Genomic DNA, 14,888 nt, shown 5'->3' on the forward strand with positions numbered 1-14,888 from the left:
GAAGCCCCGTAAGGGGTGGAGCTGACCGGTACTAATAGGCCGAGGGCTTGTCCTCAGTTGCTCGCGTCCACTGTGTTAGTTCTGAAGCAACGAACTCCCATGCCGGTTGAGTTCAACTTCATAGAGTTTCGGTGGTCATAGCGTTAGGGAAACGCCCGGTTACATTCCGAACCCGGAAGCTAAGCCTTTCAGCGCCGATGGTACTGCAGGGGGGACCCTGTGGGAGAGTAGGACGCCGCCGAACAATTTTTAGCCTCAACCCCCGGACCATGTCCGGGGGTTGAGGCATTTTTGCGTTCCAAGGCCGGAGGGGACCCTGTGCGCCCCCGTGTGGTGGCTGAGGGTAAGGTCGGGGGGCAATGTCGGCACCGTCCCAGCAGGAGGCCCCCGGGTGGAGGTCCAGGAGACTCGCGTTCAGACCGACCGGGTCCTCACCATCCCCAACATTCTCAGCATGGCGCGCCTCGTCGGCGTGCCGCTGTTTCTGTGGCTGATTCTCCGTCCCGAGTTCGGTGGGCCCAACAGTGATGTGTGGGCGCTCGTCGTGCTGGCGCTCAGTGGCGTCAGCGACTATCTCGACGGCAAGCTCGCCCGTCGCTGGAACCAGATCAGCAGCCTCGGCCGGCTGCTCGATCCCGCCGCCGACCGGTTGTACATCCTGTCCACCCTCGTGGGACTCACCTGGCGGGAGATCCTGCCCCTGTGGCTGACCGCCGCACTCCTGGCGCGCGAGGTCATGCTGCTCGTGATGGTGGGAATCCTCCGCCGGCACGGCTACCCGCCGCCGCAGGTGAACTTCCTCGGCAAAGCTGCGACTTTCAACTTGATGTACGCGTTCCCGTTGCTGCTTCTCAGTGACGGAACGGGCTGGCTCTCGTCACTCGCTGAAGTTTTCGGGTGGGCCTTCGCCGGATGGGGTACAACTCTGTATTGGTGGGCAGGGATCCTCTACGTGGTCCAGGTCCGTCGACTCGTGAAGGCGGATACCGCGGCCGATTGAGCCCGTCTGTCCTGTGTCGAGCAGCGTCGCCGGCAACAACGAGGACGTCCGAGGGGCCCCTGAACAGACAGGTGAAGTCGGCAGGACCGTCGTCTCTTCAAGGAGGACGCTTCCGACATGAAGGCCGTCGTGATGGCCGGTGGCGAAGGAACCCGCCTTCGCCCCATGACCTCGAGCATGCCCAAGCCTCTTCTGCCGGTGGCGAACCGGCCGATCATGGAGCATGTCCTACGACTGCTCAAGAGGCACGGTCTCAACGAGACCGTCGTCACCGTGCAGTTTCTCGCGTCGCTCGTCAAGAACTACTTCGGCGACGGAGAAGAGCTCGGGATGGAGCTCACGTATGCCAACGAGGAAAAGCCGCTCGGTACAGCGGGAAGTGTGAAGAACGCCGAGGAAGCGTTGAAGGACGACGCTTTCCTCGTCATCTCGGGCGATGCGCTCACCGATTTCGACCTCACTGATCTCATCGCCTTCCACAAGGAGAAAGGCGCCCTTGTCACGGTTTGCCTGACACGGGTGCCGAATCCGCTGGAATTCGGCATCACCATCGTCGACGAAGAGGGAAAGGTCGAGCGCTTCCTGGAGAAACCCACCTGGGGCCAGGTCTTCTCGGACACCGTGAACACGGGCATCTACGTGATGGAGCCCGAGGTCTTCGACTACGTAGAGGCGGATGTTCCGGTCGACTGGTCGGGTGATGTCTTCCCGCAGCTGATGAAGGAGGGCAAGCCGATCTACGGCTATGTCGCCGAGGGCTACTGGGAGGACGTCGGCACCCACGAGAGCTATGTGAAGGCACAGGCGGACGTCCTGGAGGGCAAGGTCCAGGTCGACCTCGACGGCTTCGAGATCTCGCCCGGGGTGTGGGTCGCGGAAGGCGCCGAGGTGCATCCCGACGCCGTGCTCCGCGGGCCGCTCTACATCGGCGACTACGCCAAGGTCGAGGCGGGCGCCGAGATCCGCGAGCACACCGTCATCGGCTCGAACGTGGTCGTGAAGAGCGGCGCCTTCCTGCACAAGGCGGTCGTCCACGACAACGTCTACATCGGGCAGCAGAGCAATCTGCGGGGCTGTGTGATCGGGAAGAACACCGACATCATGCGGGCCGCCCGGATCGAGGACGGCGCCGTCATCGGGGACGAGTGCCTCGTCGGCGAAGAATCGATCGTGCAGGGGAACGTGCGCGTCTACCCCTTCAAGACGATCGAGGCCGGCGCCTTCGTCAACACCTCCGTCATCTGGGAGTCCCGAGGGCAGGCCCATCTCTTCGGGGCGCGCGGGGTCTCCGGCATCCTCAACGTGGAGATCACCCCGGAGCTGGCCGTCCGGCTCGCCGGGGCCTATGCCACGACCCTGAAGAAGGGGTCGACCGTCACCACCGCGCGCGACCACTCCCGGGGCGCCCGGGCGTTGAAGCGGGCGGTGATCTCCGCGCTGCAGGCCAGCGCCATCGACGTGCGGGACCTGGAGAACGTGCCCCTGCCGGTGGCGCGGCAGCAGACCGCGCGCGGCGGCGCCGGCGGGATCATGATCAGAACCTCGCCCGGGGTGCCCGACTCCGTGGACATCATGTTCTTCGACGAACGCGGGGCGGACCTCTCGCAGGCGCAGCAGCGGAAGCTCGACCGGGTGTTCGCGCGCCAGGAGTACCGGCGGGCCTTCCCCGGCGAGATCGGCGACCTCTCCTTCCCGGCGAGCGTCTTCGACTCGTACACCGGTTCGCTGTTGCGGAACGTCGACACCACCGGGATCGCGGAAGCCGGTCTGAAGGTCGTCGTGGACGCCTCCAACGGCAGTGCCGGGCTCGTGCTGCCCAGTCTGCTCGGGCGGCTCCAGGTCGACTCGCTGACGATCAACCCCGGGCTCGACGAGTCCCGGCCCACCGAGTCGGCCGAGAGCCGGCGGGCCGGGCTCGTGCGGCTCGGGGAGATCGTGGCCTCGGCGCGCGCCGCGTTCGGGGTGCGCTTCGATCCCGTCGGTGAACGGCTCTCGCTGGTGGACGAGCGCGGGCGGATCATCGAGGACGACCGGGCGCTCCTGGTCATGCTGGACCTGGTGGCGGCCGAACGGCGGTCCGGGCGGGTCGCGCTGCCGGTGACCACGACCCGCATCGCCGAGCAGGTCGCCGCGTACCACGGCACCCAGGTCGAGTGGACGACCACCTCGCCCGACGACCTCACGCGGGTCGGGCGCGAGGAGTCGACGATCTTCGGCGGCGACGGGCGCGGCGGGTTCATCGTGCCCGAGTTCAGCAGCGTCTTCGACGGGGCCGCCGCCTTCGTGCGGCTGATCGGTCTCGTGGCGCGGACGCAGCTCACGCTGAGCCAGATCGATGCCCGGATCCCGCGGGCGCACGTCCTGAAGAAGGACATCGCGACCCCGTGGGCCGTGAAGGGGCTCGTGATGCGCCGGGTGGTGGAGGCGGCGGGCAGCCGCTCCGTGGACACCACCGACGGAGTCCGGGTGGTCGAGGCCGACGGACGGTGGGTGATGGTGCTGCCCGACCCCGCCGAGGCCGTCACCCATCTGTGGGCGGAGGGGCCCGACGACGCCTCCGCGCAGGCCCTGCTCGACGAGTGGGCCGAGGTGGTCGACAGCGCAGGTCGCTGACGGTTCGGGCGGTTCGGCCGGGAGGTGCCCGCAGGGTGCCTCCCGGCCGTACGGAGGGGCCATTCGGCGGTAGGCCGTGCGACGTGCGACGATGTGCGGCATGTCGCAGCAGCCCCCCGTTCGGAGCACCGGATCGTCACCGCCGCGTCCGGACGCGTCCATGTCGCTGCTGAACAACGTGATCGACCACGCGCTCGACGACGGCTACGCCGAGGCGACCGCCCGGCGGGCGGCCGAGGGCGGTGGGACGCCCCGTAACCTGCGGGCCAAGCTGGGGGTCGCCGCGGGTCTGCTGCTCGCCGCCGTCGTAGTGACCGTCGGCGCGGCCGAGGCACGGATCTCCGCGCCGGTCGTGGCCAAGGAGCGGCAGGACCTGATCGACCGGATCGACAAGGAGACGTCCAGCGCCGACCGGCTGGAGGAGGACGTCGAGCGGATCCGGGCCGAGGTGGGGGAGCGCCAGCGGCAGGCCCTGCAGCAGCACGGCGGGGACCAGGCCGAGCTCGTGGCCCTGCTGTCGGGCGCGACGCCGGTGCACGGCCCCGGGGTGAAACTCGTCGTCGACGACGCCAAGGGCACCGACACCGGTGGCGGCGGACCGAGGGAGAGCGCGGGCTTCTCCGACACGGGCCGGGTGCGCGACCGGGACATGCAGCGGGTCGTCAACGGGCTGTGGGAGTCGGGCGCCGAGGCGGTCGCGATCAACGGGCAGCGGCTGACGTCGCTGTCCGCGATCAGGGCGGCCGGTGACGCCGTACTGGTCGACAACAAGCCGCTGGTGCCGCCGTACACCGTTCTCGCCGTCGGGGACGGACAGCGGCTGAGCACCGCGTTCCAGGACAGCGCCGACGGGCAGTACCTGCACGCGCTGGTGGAGAACTTCGGGATCAGGAGCAGGATCTCGGTCGAGGGCGACGTGCGCCTGCCGGCCGCGCCGAGCCTGACCGTACGTACCGCAGAGCCGAGGGGGGCCGGGGCGGCGACGCCCTCCGGTCGGGCCACGGCCGACACAGGGAAGGGCACATCGTGATCGCCGTACTGGGCCTGATCGTCGGAGTCGTGGTCGGACTGTTGGTCCGCCCCGAGGTTCCGGCGGTGGTCGAGCCCTATCTTCCGATCGCCGTGGTCGCCGCCCTCGACGCGGTCTTCGGCGGCCTGCGGGCCATGCTGGACGGGATCTTCGTCGACAAGGTCTTCGTGGTCTCGTTCCTCTCCAACGTGGTCGTGGCCGCGCTGATCGTCTTCCTCGGCGACAAGCTGGGCGTGGGCGCGCAGCTGTCGACCGGTGTGGTCGTCGTGCTCGGCATCCGCATCTTCTCCAACGCGGCCGCCATCCGGCGTCACGTCTTCCGGGCGTGAGGCCGATGAGCGAGAACCGTCAGAACCCCGAGAATCCGCAGGGTCCCGAGAATCCGCAGAGCCCTCAGAGTCCGCAGGGCCCCCAGAGCCCCGAGAAGCCGGAGCGGGTCGAGAAGCCCGAGGTGTCCGGGGCCGGCGCGCCCGGAGCCCCCGAGGCCGGGAAGCCCGGGGCCGCGAAGCCCGAGCAGCGGGACGAGGACGTCCCGGCGCCCGAGGTGCCTCGGGCGCCCGTGGCGCCCGACGTGCCCGTCGTGGCCGCGCCGCCCGCCGACGAGCCGAGCGGGCGGCGGAGGCTCGCCTCCGCGCTGTGGCCGCCGCGGGTGACCCGGGCCCAACTCGTCGTCGCCCTCCTGCTGTTCGTCCTCGGCCTCGGTCTCGCCATCCAGGTCTCCTCGACGAGCGAGAACAGCGCGCTGCGCGGGGCCCGCCAGGAGGACCTCGTGCGGATCCTCGACGAACTCGACGACCGCACGCAGCGCCTGGAGGACGAGAAGACCCGCCTGGAGAAGCAGCGTTCCGAGCTGGAGTCCAGCTCGGACCAGGCCGAGGAGGCGCGCAAGCAGACCCAGGAGAAGGAGCGGCAGCTCGGCATCCTGGCCGGCACCGTCGCCGCCGAGGGGCCGGGCATCACCCTCACGGTGGGGGATCCCACCGGGGCGGTCGAGTCGGACATGCTGCTCGACGCCATCCAGGAGCTGCGCGCGGCGGGTGCCGAGGCGATCCAGGTGAACGACGTCCGGGTCGTCGCGGACAGTTATTTCACCGGTAGCGGTGACGACATGCGGATCGATGGAACGAAGGTGACCGCTCCGTACGTCTTCAAGGTCATCGGCAAGCCGGAGGATCTGGAGCCCGCGCTCAACATCCCCGGCGGCGTCGTGCAGACCCTGGAGAAGGAGCAGGCCACAGCCACGGTGGAGCGGTCGGCGAAGATCGTCGTCGACGCCTTGCGACCCGCGAAGCGGCCTGACTACGCTCAGTCGTCCTCCCAGTGAGAGGGGGACGAGGGGGTTCCCGCGACAACGGCATGACGTTGCGGGGGGTCGGCGCACCACAAGGGTGGTGCGTGGTGGAAACTGTCCGGAGGATACGGACGTTGTGAAAGTGTCCGGGTCGGCAGGTGTGAAGGATCTCGGTTCGTCCTGCCCCACGGGCGGGTCTGTTTCGGTCAAGGGGAATCGCCCGTGAAGTTGTTTGCGAAGTTGTTCGGCAAGAGCGCACGCGAGGACGGCGGCAACGCCAGGCACGCCGCGCCGCGCCACGCCCAGAGCGAGGAGCCGGGCGGCGAGCGCCCGCTCTTCCGTGACGAGGTCGAGGGTCGGGGCGGTGACATTCCGGGCGCACAGGGCGCGTCTTCTGTTGACCACGCCGGGGCCGCCCGCATAGGTTTCGGAGAACCATCAACCTCAAGTACGGGTGGAGGGTTTACGTCCGACCCGTACGCGACACAGACCTCCGCGGGGCAGCCGCGGCAGGAGGATGCGTCCATGCCGGTGTGTACGAGGTGCGGTCACCGCAACACGGCGGACAGCCGCTTCTGCTCCCACTGCGGTACGCCGCTGCGGGGCGGGGCCGCCGCCGAGCGCGCGTCGGAGACGACGTCGACGATCTCCATCTCGGGGATCGAGGCGTACGAGGCGGAGATCACCGGTCAGACCGCCCTTCCGTCGCTGTCTCCCGAGGCGCTCGCCGCCGTGGAGGCGCTGCCTTCGGGTTCCGCGCTCCTCGTGGTGCGCCGGGGGCCGAACTCGGGCAGCCGGTTCCTGCTCGACGGCGAGCTGACGACGGCCGGCCGTCACCCGCAGAGCGACATCTTCCTGGACGACTTCACCGTCTCCCGGCGGCATGTCGAGTTCCGGCGGGCGCAGGACGGCAGCTTCACCGTCGCCGATGTCGGCAGCCTCAACGGCACGTACGTCAACCGTGAGCCGATCGACTCCGTCGTCGTCCTGTCCAACGGCGACGAGGTGCAGATCGGCAAGTACCGGCTGGTCTTCTACTCGAGCCAGCGAGGCGTGTGACGCCTCGGGGAATCCCTTCAGGGAAGGTCCATGCTGCGAACACCGACGGGCGGTGCCGGATCCGGCACCGCCACCGCGGGCGACCGGCTGGTCAGCATCGGCACGGTGCTGAACCAGCTGCGCGACGAGTTTCCCGAAGTGACGATCTCCAAGATCCGGTTCCTGGAGGCCGAGGGGCTGGTCGAGCCCCGGCGGACGGCCTCCGGATACCGGAAGTTCAGCCCGGAGGACGTGGAGCGGCTCGCCCGCATCCTGCGGATGCAGCGGGACCACTACCTCCCGCTGAAGGTCATCCGTGAGCACCTCGACGCCCTCGCGCGGGGCGAGGAGATCAAGCTCCCGGCGCCCGGACGCCGGCGGGACCTGCTGGAGGGGGCCTGGGAGCAGGACGAGGCGGAGACGCCGTCCGTCGCGCGGCTCGGACGGGCCGAGCTGATCGCCGCCGCCGAGGTGACCGAGGCCGAGCTCGCCGAGTGGGAGTCGTACGGCCTGATCGCCGAGGCGGAGGGCGGCGGCTACGACGCCGATGCCGTCGCCGTCGCCAGGCTCGTAGCGGATCTGGGGAGATTCGGTCTGGAGCCCCGGCACCTGCGGGCCGTCAAGGCGGCCGCCGACCGGGAGGCCGGGCTGATCGAGCAGGTGGTCGCGCCGCTGCGCCGGCACCGTAACCCGCAGACCAGAGCCCATGCGGAGGCCACCGCGAAGGAACTCGCCGCGCAGTCGGTGCGGCTGCACGCGGCCCTCGTCCAGAGCGCTCTGGGGATCCGGCTCCAGTGACGCGGTGAGGCGTCCGGCGGGGCCCGACTATCCAAACCGGTCGGGCACGTCCTAGGGTTGCTGTGTGAACGAGCTCGACGTTGTGGGTGTCCGGGTGGAAATGCCCTCCAACCAGCCGATCGTGCTCCTGCGTGAAGTGGGAGGCGATCGGTACCTCCCCATCTGGATCGGACCGGGGGAGGCGACCGCGATCGCCTTCGCCCAGCAGGGAATGGCCCCGCCGCGGCCGCTGACGCACGACCTGTTCAAGGACGTGCTGGAGGCCGTGGGACAGGAGCTCACCGAGGTCCGCATCACGGATCTGCGTGACGGTGTCTTCTACGCCGAGCTGGTCTTCGCCAGCGGCGTCGAGGTGAGCGCGCGGCCGTCGGACGCGATAGCACTGGCCCTTCGGACGGGGACGCCGATCTTCGGCAGCGACGGCGTGCTGGACGACGCCGGCATCGCGATCCCGGACGAGCAGGAGGACGAGGTGGAGAAGTTCCGCGAGTTCCTCGATCAGATCTCACCGGAGGATTTCGGCAGCAGCAGCCAGTGAGACGCGGCGGTGCGGCCGGAGGCCGTTCGCGGGGTGCCGTCAGAGCATTCGAGTAGCCTTTCCCGGGAGAGGGACACGTGAAACCACTCTCAGGGTGATTATCACTCGGCGTGCCGAGTGTGGCGATCGTTGACGCACCCCTGGTGACTGCCTACCTTCGTGTGGGCAGGTCAAGGACGGAGGGTCGGCGTGATGAGCAGCGCGGACGGTACGGCAGGGAGCTCCCTCGGACGCGTGTCCGGAGAGAGCGCTCCGTATCCGCTTCACGGCAGTGTGGGCGACTTCGGGACGGACACCGGTGCCGGCATCGCCGACGCGGCGATCGGCTACCGCGGACCGACGGCCTGCGCGGCCGCCGGGATCACCTATCGCCAGTTGGACTACTGGGCGCGCACCGGACTGGTGGAGCCGAGCGTGCGGCCCGCGTACGGGTCGGGGACCCAGCGGCTGTACAGCTTCCGCGACGTCGTCGTGCTGAAGATCGTCAAGCGTTTCCTCGACACCGGGGTGGCGCTCCAGAACATCCGGGCCGCGGTGCAGCACCTGCGTGCCCGGGGCTTCCGGGACCTGGAGCGGATGACGCTCATGAGCGACGGGGCCACGGTCTACGAGTGCTCCTCGCCCGACGAGGTCGTCGACCTCCTCCAGGGCGGGCAGGGCGTCTTCGGCATCGCCGTCGGGGTGGTCTGGCGCGACGTCGAGGCGGCGCTCTCGCAGCTCCACGGGGAGCGCGTCGACACCGGCGAGACGCTGGTCGGGCACAACCCGGGCGACGAGCTGGCGCGCCGGCGGCGCGACAGGGCGGTCTGAGCGCTTCCTCCGCGCGAGCTTGCGGGGGCCGGGGCCTTCCGGGTCCGGGCGGTGCCAAGGCCTCTCCGGGCCGGGCGCCCCGGGGCTTCCGTGGCCCGGGCGCCCTCGTTCGACAGGGGGCCGGGGCCCCGGGCGTTCCGCGGGGGGCGTTGTCAGTGGCGTGAGGCAGCATCGGACGTGTGAGAGCCGCGCCCACGATCCTGCATCTCGACATGGATGCCTTCTTCGCCGCCGCAGAACAGGCGTCGAAGCCCAGCCTGCGCGGAAAGCCCGTGATCGTCGGCGGTCTCGGGCCGCGGGGCGTGGTCGCCACCGCCTCCTACGAGGCGCGCCGCTTCGGGGTGCACTCGGCCATGCCGATGGGCCAGGCGCGGCGGCTCGCGCCGAACGCGGCCTATCTCGTGCCGCGCTTCGCCTTCTACCGCTCGATCAGCGAGCAGGTCATGGAGCTGCTCCGGCGGCTCTCGCCGCTCGTCGAGCCGCTCAGCCTCGACGAGGCCTTCGTCGATCTCGAGGCCGGCGGTGTCGCCGCCGACAGCGCGAGCGCCCGGGCGGCGGGGGAGCGGCTGCGGGTGGACATCCTCGCGACGACGGGGCTGACCGGGTCGGTGGGGCTCGCCGGGTCCAAGATGATCGCGAAGATCGCCTCGGAGGAGGCCAAGCCGGACGGGCTCGTCCTCATCGAGCCCGGGACCGAGCGGGAGCTGCTGGGACCGCGGTCGGTGAGGATCCTGCCCGGGGTCGGGCCGGCCACCGGGGAGCATCTGCGGCGCGCCGGGATGACCAGCGTCTCCGACCTCGTGGAGGCGGGCGAGGACGAGCTCGTACGGCTCCTGGGGCGGGCGCACGGGACCTCCCTGTACCGGATGGCCCAGGGATACGACGACCGGCGCGTGGTGGCCGAGCGGGACGCCAAGTCGGTGTCGGTCGAGGACACCTTCGACGTGGACCTCCACGACCGGGTGCGGATCCGGCTGGAGGTGGAACGGCTCGCGGAGCGGTGCGTGGGGCGGCTGCGGGCGTCGGGGCACTCGGGGCGGACCATCGTCCTGAAGGTGCGGCGGTACGACTTCTCGACGCTCACCCGGTCCGAGACGCTGCGGGGGCCGACGGACGACCCGGCCGTCGTGCGGGAGGCGGCGGGGCGGCTCCTGGAGGCGGTGGACACGACGGGGGGCGTGCGGCTCCTCGGGGTGGGGGTGAGCGGGCTCGCGGACTACACGCAGGAGGACCTGTTCGCCCAGGCGGTCGCCGACGCGGAGGGGGACGCCGGGCCGGAGCCGGAGGCGGGCGCCGTGGCCGAGGCGGAGGAGGCCGTCGAGGCAGGGGAGCGCGGCCCCGTGGAGCGGCACTGGGCGCCCGGGCACGACGTGCGGCACGCGGTGCACGGGGCCGGATGGGTCCAGGGGAGCGGGGTCGGGCGGGTCACGGTGCGGTTCGAGGAGCCGTGGTCCGGGCCCGGACGGGTGCGGACGTTCTCCGTGGACGACCCGGAGCTGGAGCCGTCGGAGCCGTTGCCGCTGGTGCGGGGGGCCGCGCCGGCCTGACCCGCACCGGCGGGCGGTGCGGGCCCTTCCTGCGGTCGCCGGCTCGTGGGGCCGTCAGGTGCCGTCCTGGCCCGCCAGGCGGCCGAAGTCCTTGTCCGGGACGTCGGAGGGCGGGGGCGGCAGGGCGAGGCTGTAGTGGCGGTAGAGCTGGAGTTCCTGTTCGGGGGAGAGGTGGCGGCCCACGCCGAAGTCGGGGGCGTCCTTGATGAGCGCCCGCTCGTACGGGATGTGGAGGCCGTCGTCGAGCAGGGCGCTCGGCTCCAGGGGGACGAAGGCGTCCCGGCTGAAGAGCCCCGTGCGGACCGCGGCCCATTCGGGGACGCCGGTGGCGTCGTCCAGGTACACCTCGTCCACGGTTCCGATCTTGTGCCCGTTCCGGTCGAACGCCTTGCGGCCGATCAGGCTGCGCGGATCGATGTCGGTCTGCACGGTCCCTCCAACTGGTCGCAACTGCTCTGTACCCCTACGAAAGTGCACATCTGGGATGTCGGCCACTTGAGCGATGGGAGCCGCAACCTCGCTGGTAGGCTGGTTGTGGCTGTCGACCCCGTGCGGGAGAGTCCCCCGGAGAAACCTTCCGGTGGGCGCCGAAGGAGCAAATCCTCCCCGGAATCTCTCAGGCCCCTGTACCGCGCGGACGAGGTCACTCTGGAAAGCAGGGCGGATGTCCGACGGCATTCCGCCCTCACCGACGGTGAAAGCCGGCGTGCCGCGAGGCGTGCCGGTGAAACTCTCAGGTTGAGATGACAGAGGGGGAGGCCGTCCGGGTACCCGCGCCGTGGTGCCCCTCGCAGGTCGTGACGACCAGGAGGCCTCCGTACATGACCGCCAACCGCACTCCGCTCTCCGAGCTCGAACAGGGCATCCCGTTCGAGCAGCGGCACATCGGGCCCGACGCCGAGGCGCGGGCCAAGATGCTCGCCCAGGTCGGTTACGGCTCGCTCGACGAGCTCACGGCCGCCGCGGTGCCGGACGTGATCAAGAACGCCGAGGCGCTGGGCCTGCCGGCCGCGCGCACCGAGGCCGAGGTCCTCGCCGAGCTGCGCACGCTCGCCGACCGCAACCAGGTCCTCGCCCCGATGATCGGCCTCGGCTACTACGGCACCTTCACGCCGCCGGTCATCCTCCGGAACGTCATGGAGAACCCGGCCTGGTACACGGCCTACACGCCGTACCAGCCGGAGATCTCCCAGGGCCGCCTGGAGGCCCTGCTGAACTTCCAGACCATGGTCGCCGACCTGACCGGTCTGCCCACCTCCGGCGCCTCCCTCCTCGACGAGGGCACCGCCGCCGCCGAGGCCATGGCGCTCTCCCGCCGCGTCGGCAAGGTCAAGAACGGCGTCTTCCTCGTCGACGCCGACGCCCTGCCGCAGACCATCGCCGTCATCGAGACCCGCGCCGAGCCGACCGGTGTCGAGGTCGTCGTCGCCGACCTGAGCGAGGGCATCCCCGCCGAGGTCGCCGAGCGCGGTGTCTTCGGCGTGCTCATCCAGTACCCCGGCGCCTCCGGTGCCGTCCGCGACATCAAGCCGCTGATCGACGCCGCGCACGAGCTCGGCGCCGTCGTCACCGTCGCCGCCGACCTGCTCGCCCTCACCCTGCTCACCTCGCCGGGCGAGCTGGGCGCCGACATCGCCGTCGGCACCACGCAGCGCTTCGGCGTCCCCATGGGCTTCGGCGGTCCGCACGCCGGCTACATGGCCGTCCAGGACAAGCACGCCCGCTCCCTCCCCGGCCGTCTCGTGGGCGTCTCGGTCGACGCCGACGGCAACCGCGCCTACCGCCTGGCCCTGCAGACCCGCGAGCAGCACATCCGCCGCGAGAAGGCCACCAGCAACATCTGCACCGCGCAGGTGCTGCTCGCCGTCATGGCCGGCATGTACGCCGTCTACCACGGCCCGGACGGTCTCAAGCAGATCGCCGAGCGCACCCACCGGTACGCCGCCATCCTCGCCGCGGGCCTCACCGCCGGCGGCGTCGAGGTCGTGCACGGCTCCTACTTCGACACCCTCGCCGTCCGCGTGCCCGGCAGGGCCGACGAGGTCGTCGCCGCCGCCCGCGAGGCCGGTGTGAACCTCTACCGCGCCGACGCCGACCTGGTGTACGTCTCCTGCGACGAGACCACCGGCCGCGCGCAGCTCGCCGCCGTCTGGAGCGCCTTCGGCGTCACCGCCGACGTGGAGGCCCTGGACGCCGCCGTCGAGGACGCCCTCCCCGCCGGTCTGCTGCGCTCCGACGCGTACCTGACCCACCCGGTCTTCCACGCGCACCGCTCCGAGACCTCGATGCTGCGCTACCTGCGCAGGCTCGCGGACCGCGACTACGCGCTCGACCGCGGCATGATCCCGCTCGGCTCCTGCACCATGAAGCTGAACGCGACCACCGAGATGGAGCCGGTGACCTGGCCCGAGTTCGGCCAGATCCACCCCTTCGCCCCGGTCGAGCAGGCGCAGGGCTACGTCACGCTCATCACCGAGCTGGAGGAGCGCCTCGCCGAGGTCACCGGCTACGACAAGGTGTCGATCCAGCCGAACGCCGGATCGCAGGGCGAGCTCGCCGGCCTCCTGGCCGTGCGCGCCTACCACCGCGCCAACGGCGACGAGCAGCGCACCGTCTGCCTCATCCCGTCCTCCGCGCACGGCACCAACGCCGCCTCCGCGGTGATGGCCGGCATGAAGGTCGTCGTCGTCAAGACCGCCGACGACGGCGAGGTCGACGTCGAGGACCTGCGCGCCAAGATCGCCCAGTACCGCGACGAGCTGTCCGTGCTGATGATCACCTACCCGTCCACGCACGGTGTGTTCGAGGAGCACGTCGCCGACATCTGCGCCGAGGTCCACGAGGCCGGCGGTCAGGTGTACGTCGACGGCGCCAACCTCAACGCGCTGGTCGGTCTCGCCAAGCCGGGTCACTTCGGCGGCGACGTCTCGCACCTGAACCTGCACAAGACCTTCTGCATCCCGCACGGCGGCGGCGGCCCCGGCGTCGGCCCGGTCGGCGTCCGCGCCCACCTCGCCCCGTACCTGCCGAACCACCCGCTCCAGCCCACCGCGGGCCCGGAGACCGGCGTCGGCCCGATCTCGGCCGCCCCCTGGGGCTCCGCCGGCATCCTGCCGATCTCCTGGTCGTACGTGCGCCTCATGGGCGGCGAGGGCCTCAAGCGCGCCACCCAGGTCGCGGTGCTCGCGGCGAACTACATCGCCAAGCGCCTGGAGCCGCACTTCCCGGTCCTCTACACCGGTCCGAACGGGCTGGTCGCGCACGAGTGCATCGTGGACATCCGCCCGCTGGCCAAGGCCACCGGCGTCAGCGTCGACGACATCGCGAAGCGCCTCATCGACTACGGCTTCCACGCGCCGACGATGTCCTTCCCGGTGGCCGGCACGCTGATGATCGAGCCGACCGAGTCCGAGGACCTGACCGAGCTTGACCGCTTCTGCGACACGATGATCGCGATCCGCGGCGAGATCGAGAAGGTCGCCTCGGGCCAGTGGCCCGCCGACGACAACCCGCTGCACAACGCCCCGCACACCGCGGCCGCGCTGGGCGGCGAGTGGAACCACCCGTACACGCGCGACGAGGCGGTCTTCCCGGCCGGTGTCTCGGCCGCCGACAAGTACTGGCCGCCGGTGCGCCGCATCGACGGTGCCTTCGGCGACCGGAACCTGGTCTGCTCCTGCCCGCCGCTGGACGAGTACGACAACTGAGCACGAGCCGAGGGCCGGTTCGGAGGATCTCCTCCGGGCCGGCCCTCGGCGTTCTCTTCCTCGTACGGCGTGGTCGTACGGTGTCCTTCCGCGCCCTCCTCAGGCGGCGGTCGTCACCTGCCCCGCGGTCAGCGGCCGGTGCGGGGCGATGATCTGCCCGTCCGGCAGCAGTTCCCCGGTGTCCTCGAAGAGCAGGACGCCGTTGCACAGCAGGCTCCAGCCCTGCTCCGGGTGGTGTGCCATCAGTCGGGCCGCCTCCCGGTCGGCGGAGTCGGCGGTGGGACAGGCAGGCTGATGCTGGCACATGGGTGGGTTCTTTCGCTGCGTCGTGGTGGATGTCCTGCGGCTCTGCGCGTTCATGGCCGCCCCCGTCGGTCGGTTCGGTTCCGTTCCCAGTCTTGCCCCACGGACGGTCTTCCGCAGGTATTTCGCGACAGCTCGTCCTCTCCCGGGAAGACGCGTCACCCGCAGGGGCGGTTCAGGTCAACTGCACCGTCTCTTCGGATGGTTCGGGGT

13 protein-coding genes, 1 rRNA gene and 1 riboswitch are annotated in these 14,888 nt (G+C 70.6%); of the genes, 12 read left to right on the top strand and 2 right to left on the bottom strand.

Annotated features, from left to right (window positions below; translation table 11 throughout):
• The first annotated feature begins 127 nt into the window (after window positions 1–127).
• The 11 genes from rrf to ACIGW4_RS05680 all read left to right on the top strand — a co-directional run bounded on the left by rrf (window position 128) and on the right by ACIGW4_RS05680 (window position 10,665).
• Window positions 128–244, top strand: a 5S ribosomal RNA gene (rrf, locus tag ACIGW4_RS05630).
• A gap of 147 nt (window positions 245–391) precedes the next feature.
• The gene (locus ACIGW4_RS05635) at window positions 392–1,000 is read left to right on the top strand and encodes a CDP-alcohol phosphatidyltransferase family protein (RefSeq protein ID WP_399578693.1); all 609 of its coding nucleotides are present in this window, start codon (window positions 392–394) and stop codon (window positions 998–1,000) included.
• A gap of 117 nt (window positions 1,001–1,117) precedes the next feature.
• Window positions 1,118–3,613, top strand: coding sequence for a mannose-1-phosphate guanyltransferase (locus tag ACIGW4_RS05640; RefSeq protein ID WP_123458823.1), 2,496 nt, complete (start codon window positions 1,118–1,120; stop codon window positions 3,611–3,613).
• Window positions 3,614–3,704: 91 nt separating this feature from the next.
• Window positions 3,705–4,643 (top strand): DUF881 domain-containing protein, encoded by a 939-nt coding sequence (locus ACIGW4_RS05645; protein ID WP_185094931.1) that lies wholly within the window; start codon window positions 3,705–3,707, stop codon window positions 4,641–4,643.
• A complete protein-coding gene (locus ACIGW4_RS05650; RefSeq protein ID WP_015032176.1) occupies window positions 4,640–4,972 on the top strand; it encodes a small basic family protein in 333 nt (110 codons plus the stop codon). The genes ACIGW4_RS05645 and ACIGW4_RS05650 overlap by 4 nt, the downstream gene beginning before the upstream one ends.
• Window positions 4,973–4,977: 5 nt before the next feature.
• Window positions 4,978–5,967, top strand: a complete 990-nt coding sequence (locus ACIGW4_RS05655; protein WP_399578696.1) for a DUF881 domain-containing protein — start codon at window positions 4,978–4,980, stop codon at window positions 5,965–5,967.
• An 81-nt stretch (window positions 5,968–6,048) separates the two neighbouring features.
• Window positions 6,049–6,993: an FHA domain-containing protein gene (locus tag ACIGW4_RS05660; protein WP_185094930.1), complete on the top strand. Its 945-nt coding sequence runs from the start codon at window positions 6,049–6,051 to the stop codon at window positions 6,991–6,993.
• A 30-nt stretch (window positions 6,994–7,023) separates the two neighbouring features.
• A complete protein-coding gene (locus tag ACIGW4_RS05665; RefSeq protein ID WP_359591587.1) occupies window positions 7,024–7,770 on the top strand; it encodes a MerR family transcriptional regulator in 747 nt (248 codons plus the stop codon).
• Window positions 7,771–7,834: 64 nt separating this feature from the next.
• Window positions 7,835–8,308, top strand: coding sequence for a bifunctional nuclease family protein (locus ACIGW4_RS05670; protein WP_030686418.1), 474 nt, complete (start codon window positions 7,835–7,837; stop codon window positions 8,306–8,308).
• Between the two features lie 192 nt (window positions 8,309–8,500).
• A complete protein-coding gene (locus tag ACIGW4_RS05675) occupies window positions 8,501–9,118 on the top strand; it encodes a MerR family transcriptional regulator (RefSeq protein ID WP_185094908.1) in 618 nt (205 codons plus the stop codon).
• A 179-nt stretch (window positions 9,119–9,297) separates the two neighbouring features.
• Window positions 9,298–10,665, top strand: coding sequence for a DNA polymerase IV (locus ACIGW4_RS05680; RefSeq protein WP_123458818.1), 1,368 nt, complete (start codon window positions 9,298–9,300; stop codon window positions 10,663–10,665).
• Between the two features lie 54 nt (window positions 10,666–10,719).
• Here the strand turns inward: ACIGW4_RS05680 and ACIGW4_RS05685 are convergent, their stop codons facing one another.
• On the bottom strand, window positions 10,720–11,094 hold the full coding sequence (locus ACIGW4_RS05685; RefSeq protein WP_123458817.1) for a PRC-barrel domain-containing protein: 375 nt from the start codon (window positions 11,092–11,094) through the stop codon (window positions 10,720–10,722).
• Window positions 11,095–11,207: 113 nt separating this feature from the next.
• A riboswitch (glycine riboswitch) is annotated at window positions 11,208–11,307 on the top strand.
• Between the two features lie 179 nt (window positions 11,308–11,486).
• Between ACIGW4_RS05685 and gcvP the strand changes: the two genes are divergently transcribed.
• Complete coding sequence (gcvP, locus tag ACIGW4_RS05690; RefSeq protein ID WP_123458816.1) at window positions 11,487–14,372, top strand: aminomethyl-transferring glycine dehydrogenase; 2,886 nt, start codon at window positions 11,487–11,489, stop codon at window positions 14,370–14,372.
• 99 nt (window positions 14,373–14,471) lie between these two features.
• On the opposite strand, the gene ACIGW4_RS05695 is transcribed toward gcvP, so the two are convergent.
• Window positions 14,472–14,678 (bottom strand): DUF5999 family protein, encoded by a 207-nt coding sequence (locus ACIGW4_RS05695; protein ID WP_017238438.1) that lies wholly within the window; start codon window positions 14,676–14,678, stop codon window positions 14,472–14,474.
• Window positions 14,679–14,888: the final 210 nt, after the last annotated feature.

The sequence above is a fragment of the Streptomyces sp. NPDC053513 genome, from assembly GCF_044544765.1.
Classification (GTDB): Bacteria; Actinomycetota; Actinomycetes; order Streptomycetales; family Streptomycetaceae; genus Streptomyces; species Streptomyces litmocidini.

Excerpts from the sequence above, each read along its gene's own strand:
- ACIGW4_RS05640 (WP_123458823.1), top strand. The coding sequence starts at position 1,118 with ATGAAGGCCGTCGTGATGGCCGGTGGCGAAGGAACCCGCCTTCGCCCC.
- ACIGW4_RS05645 (WP_185094931.1), top strand. The coding sequence starts at position 3,705 with ATGTGCGGCATGTCGCAGCAGCCCCCCGTTCGGAGCACCGGATCGTCA.
- ACIGW4_RS05655 (WP_399578696.1), top strand. The coding sequence starts at position 4,978 with ATGAGCGAGAACCGTCAGAACCCCGAGAATCCGCAGGGTCCCGAGAAT.
- ACIGW4_RS05665 (WP_359591587.1), top strand. The coding sequence starts at position 7,024 with ATGCTGCGAACACCGACGGGCGGTGCCGGATCCGGCACCGCCACCGCG.
- ACIGW4_RS05675 (WP_185094908.1), top strand. The coding sequence starts at position 8,501 with ATGAGCAGCGCGGACGGTACGGCAGGGAGCTCCCTCGGACGCGTGTCC.
- gcvP (WP_123458816.1), top strand. The coding sequence starts at position 11,487 with ATGACCGCCAACCGCACTCCGCTCTCCGAGCTCGAACAGGGCATCCCG.
- ACIGW4_RS05695 (WP_017238438.1), bottom strand. The coding sequence starts at position 14,678 with ATGTGCCAGCATCAGCCTGCCTGTCCCACCGCCGACTCCGCCGACCGG.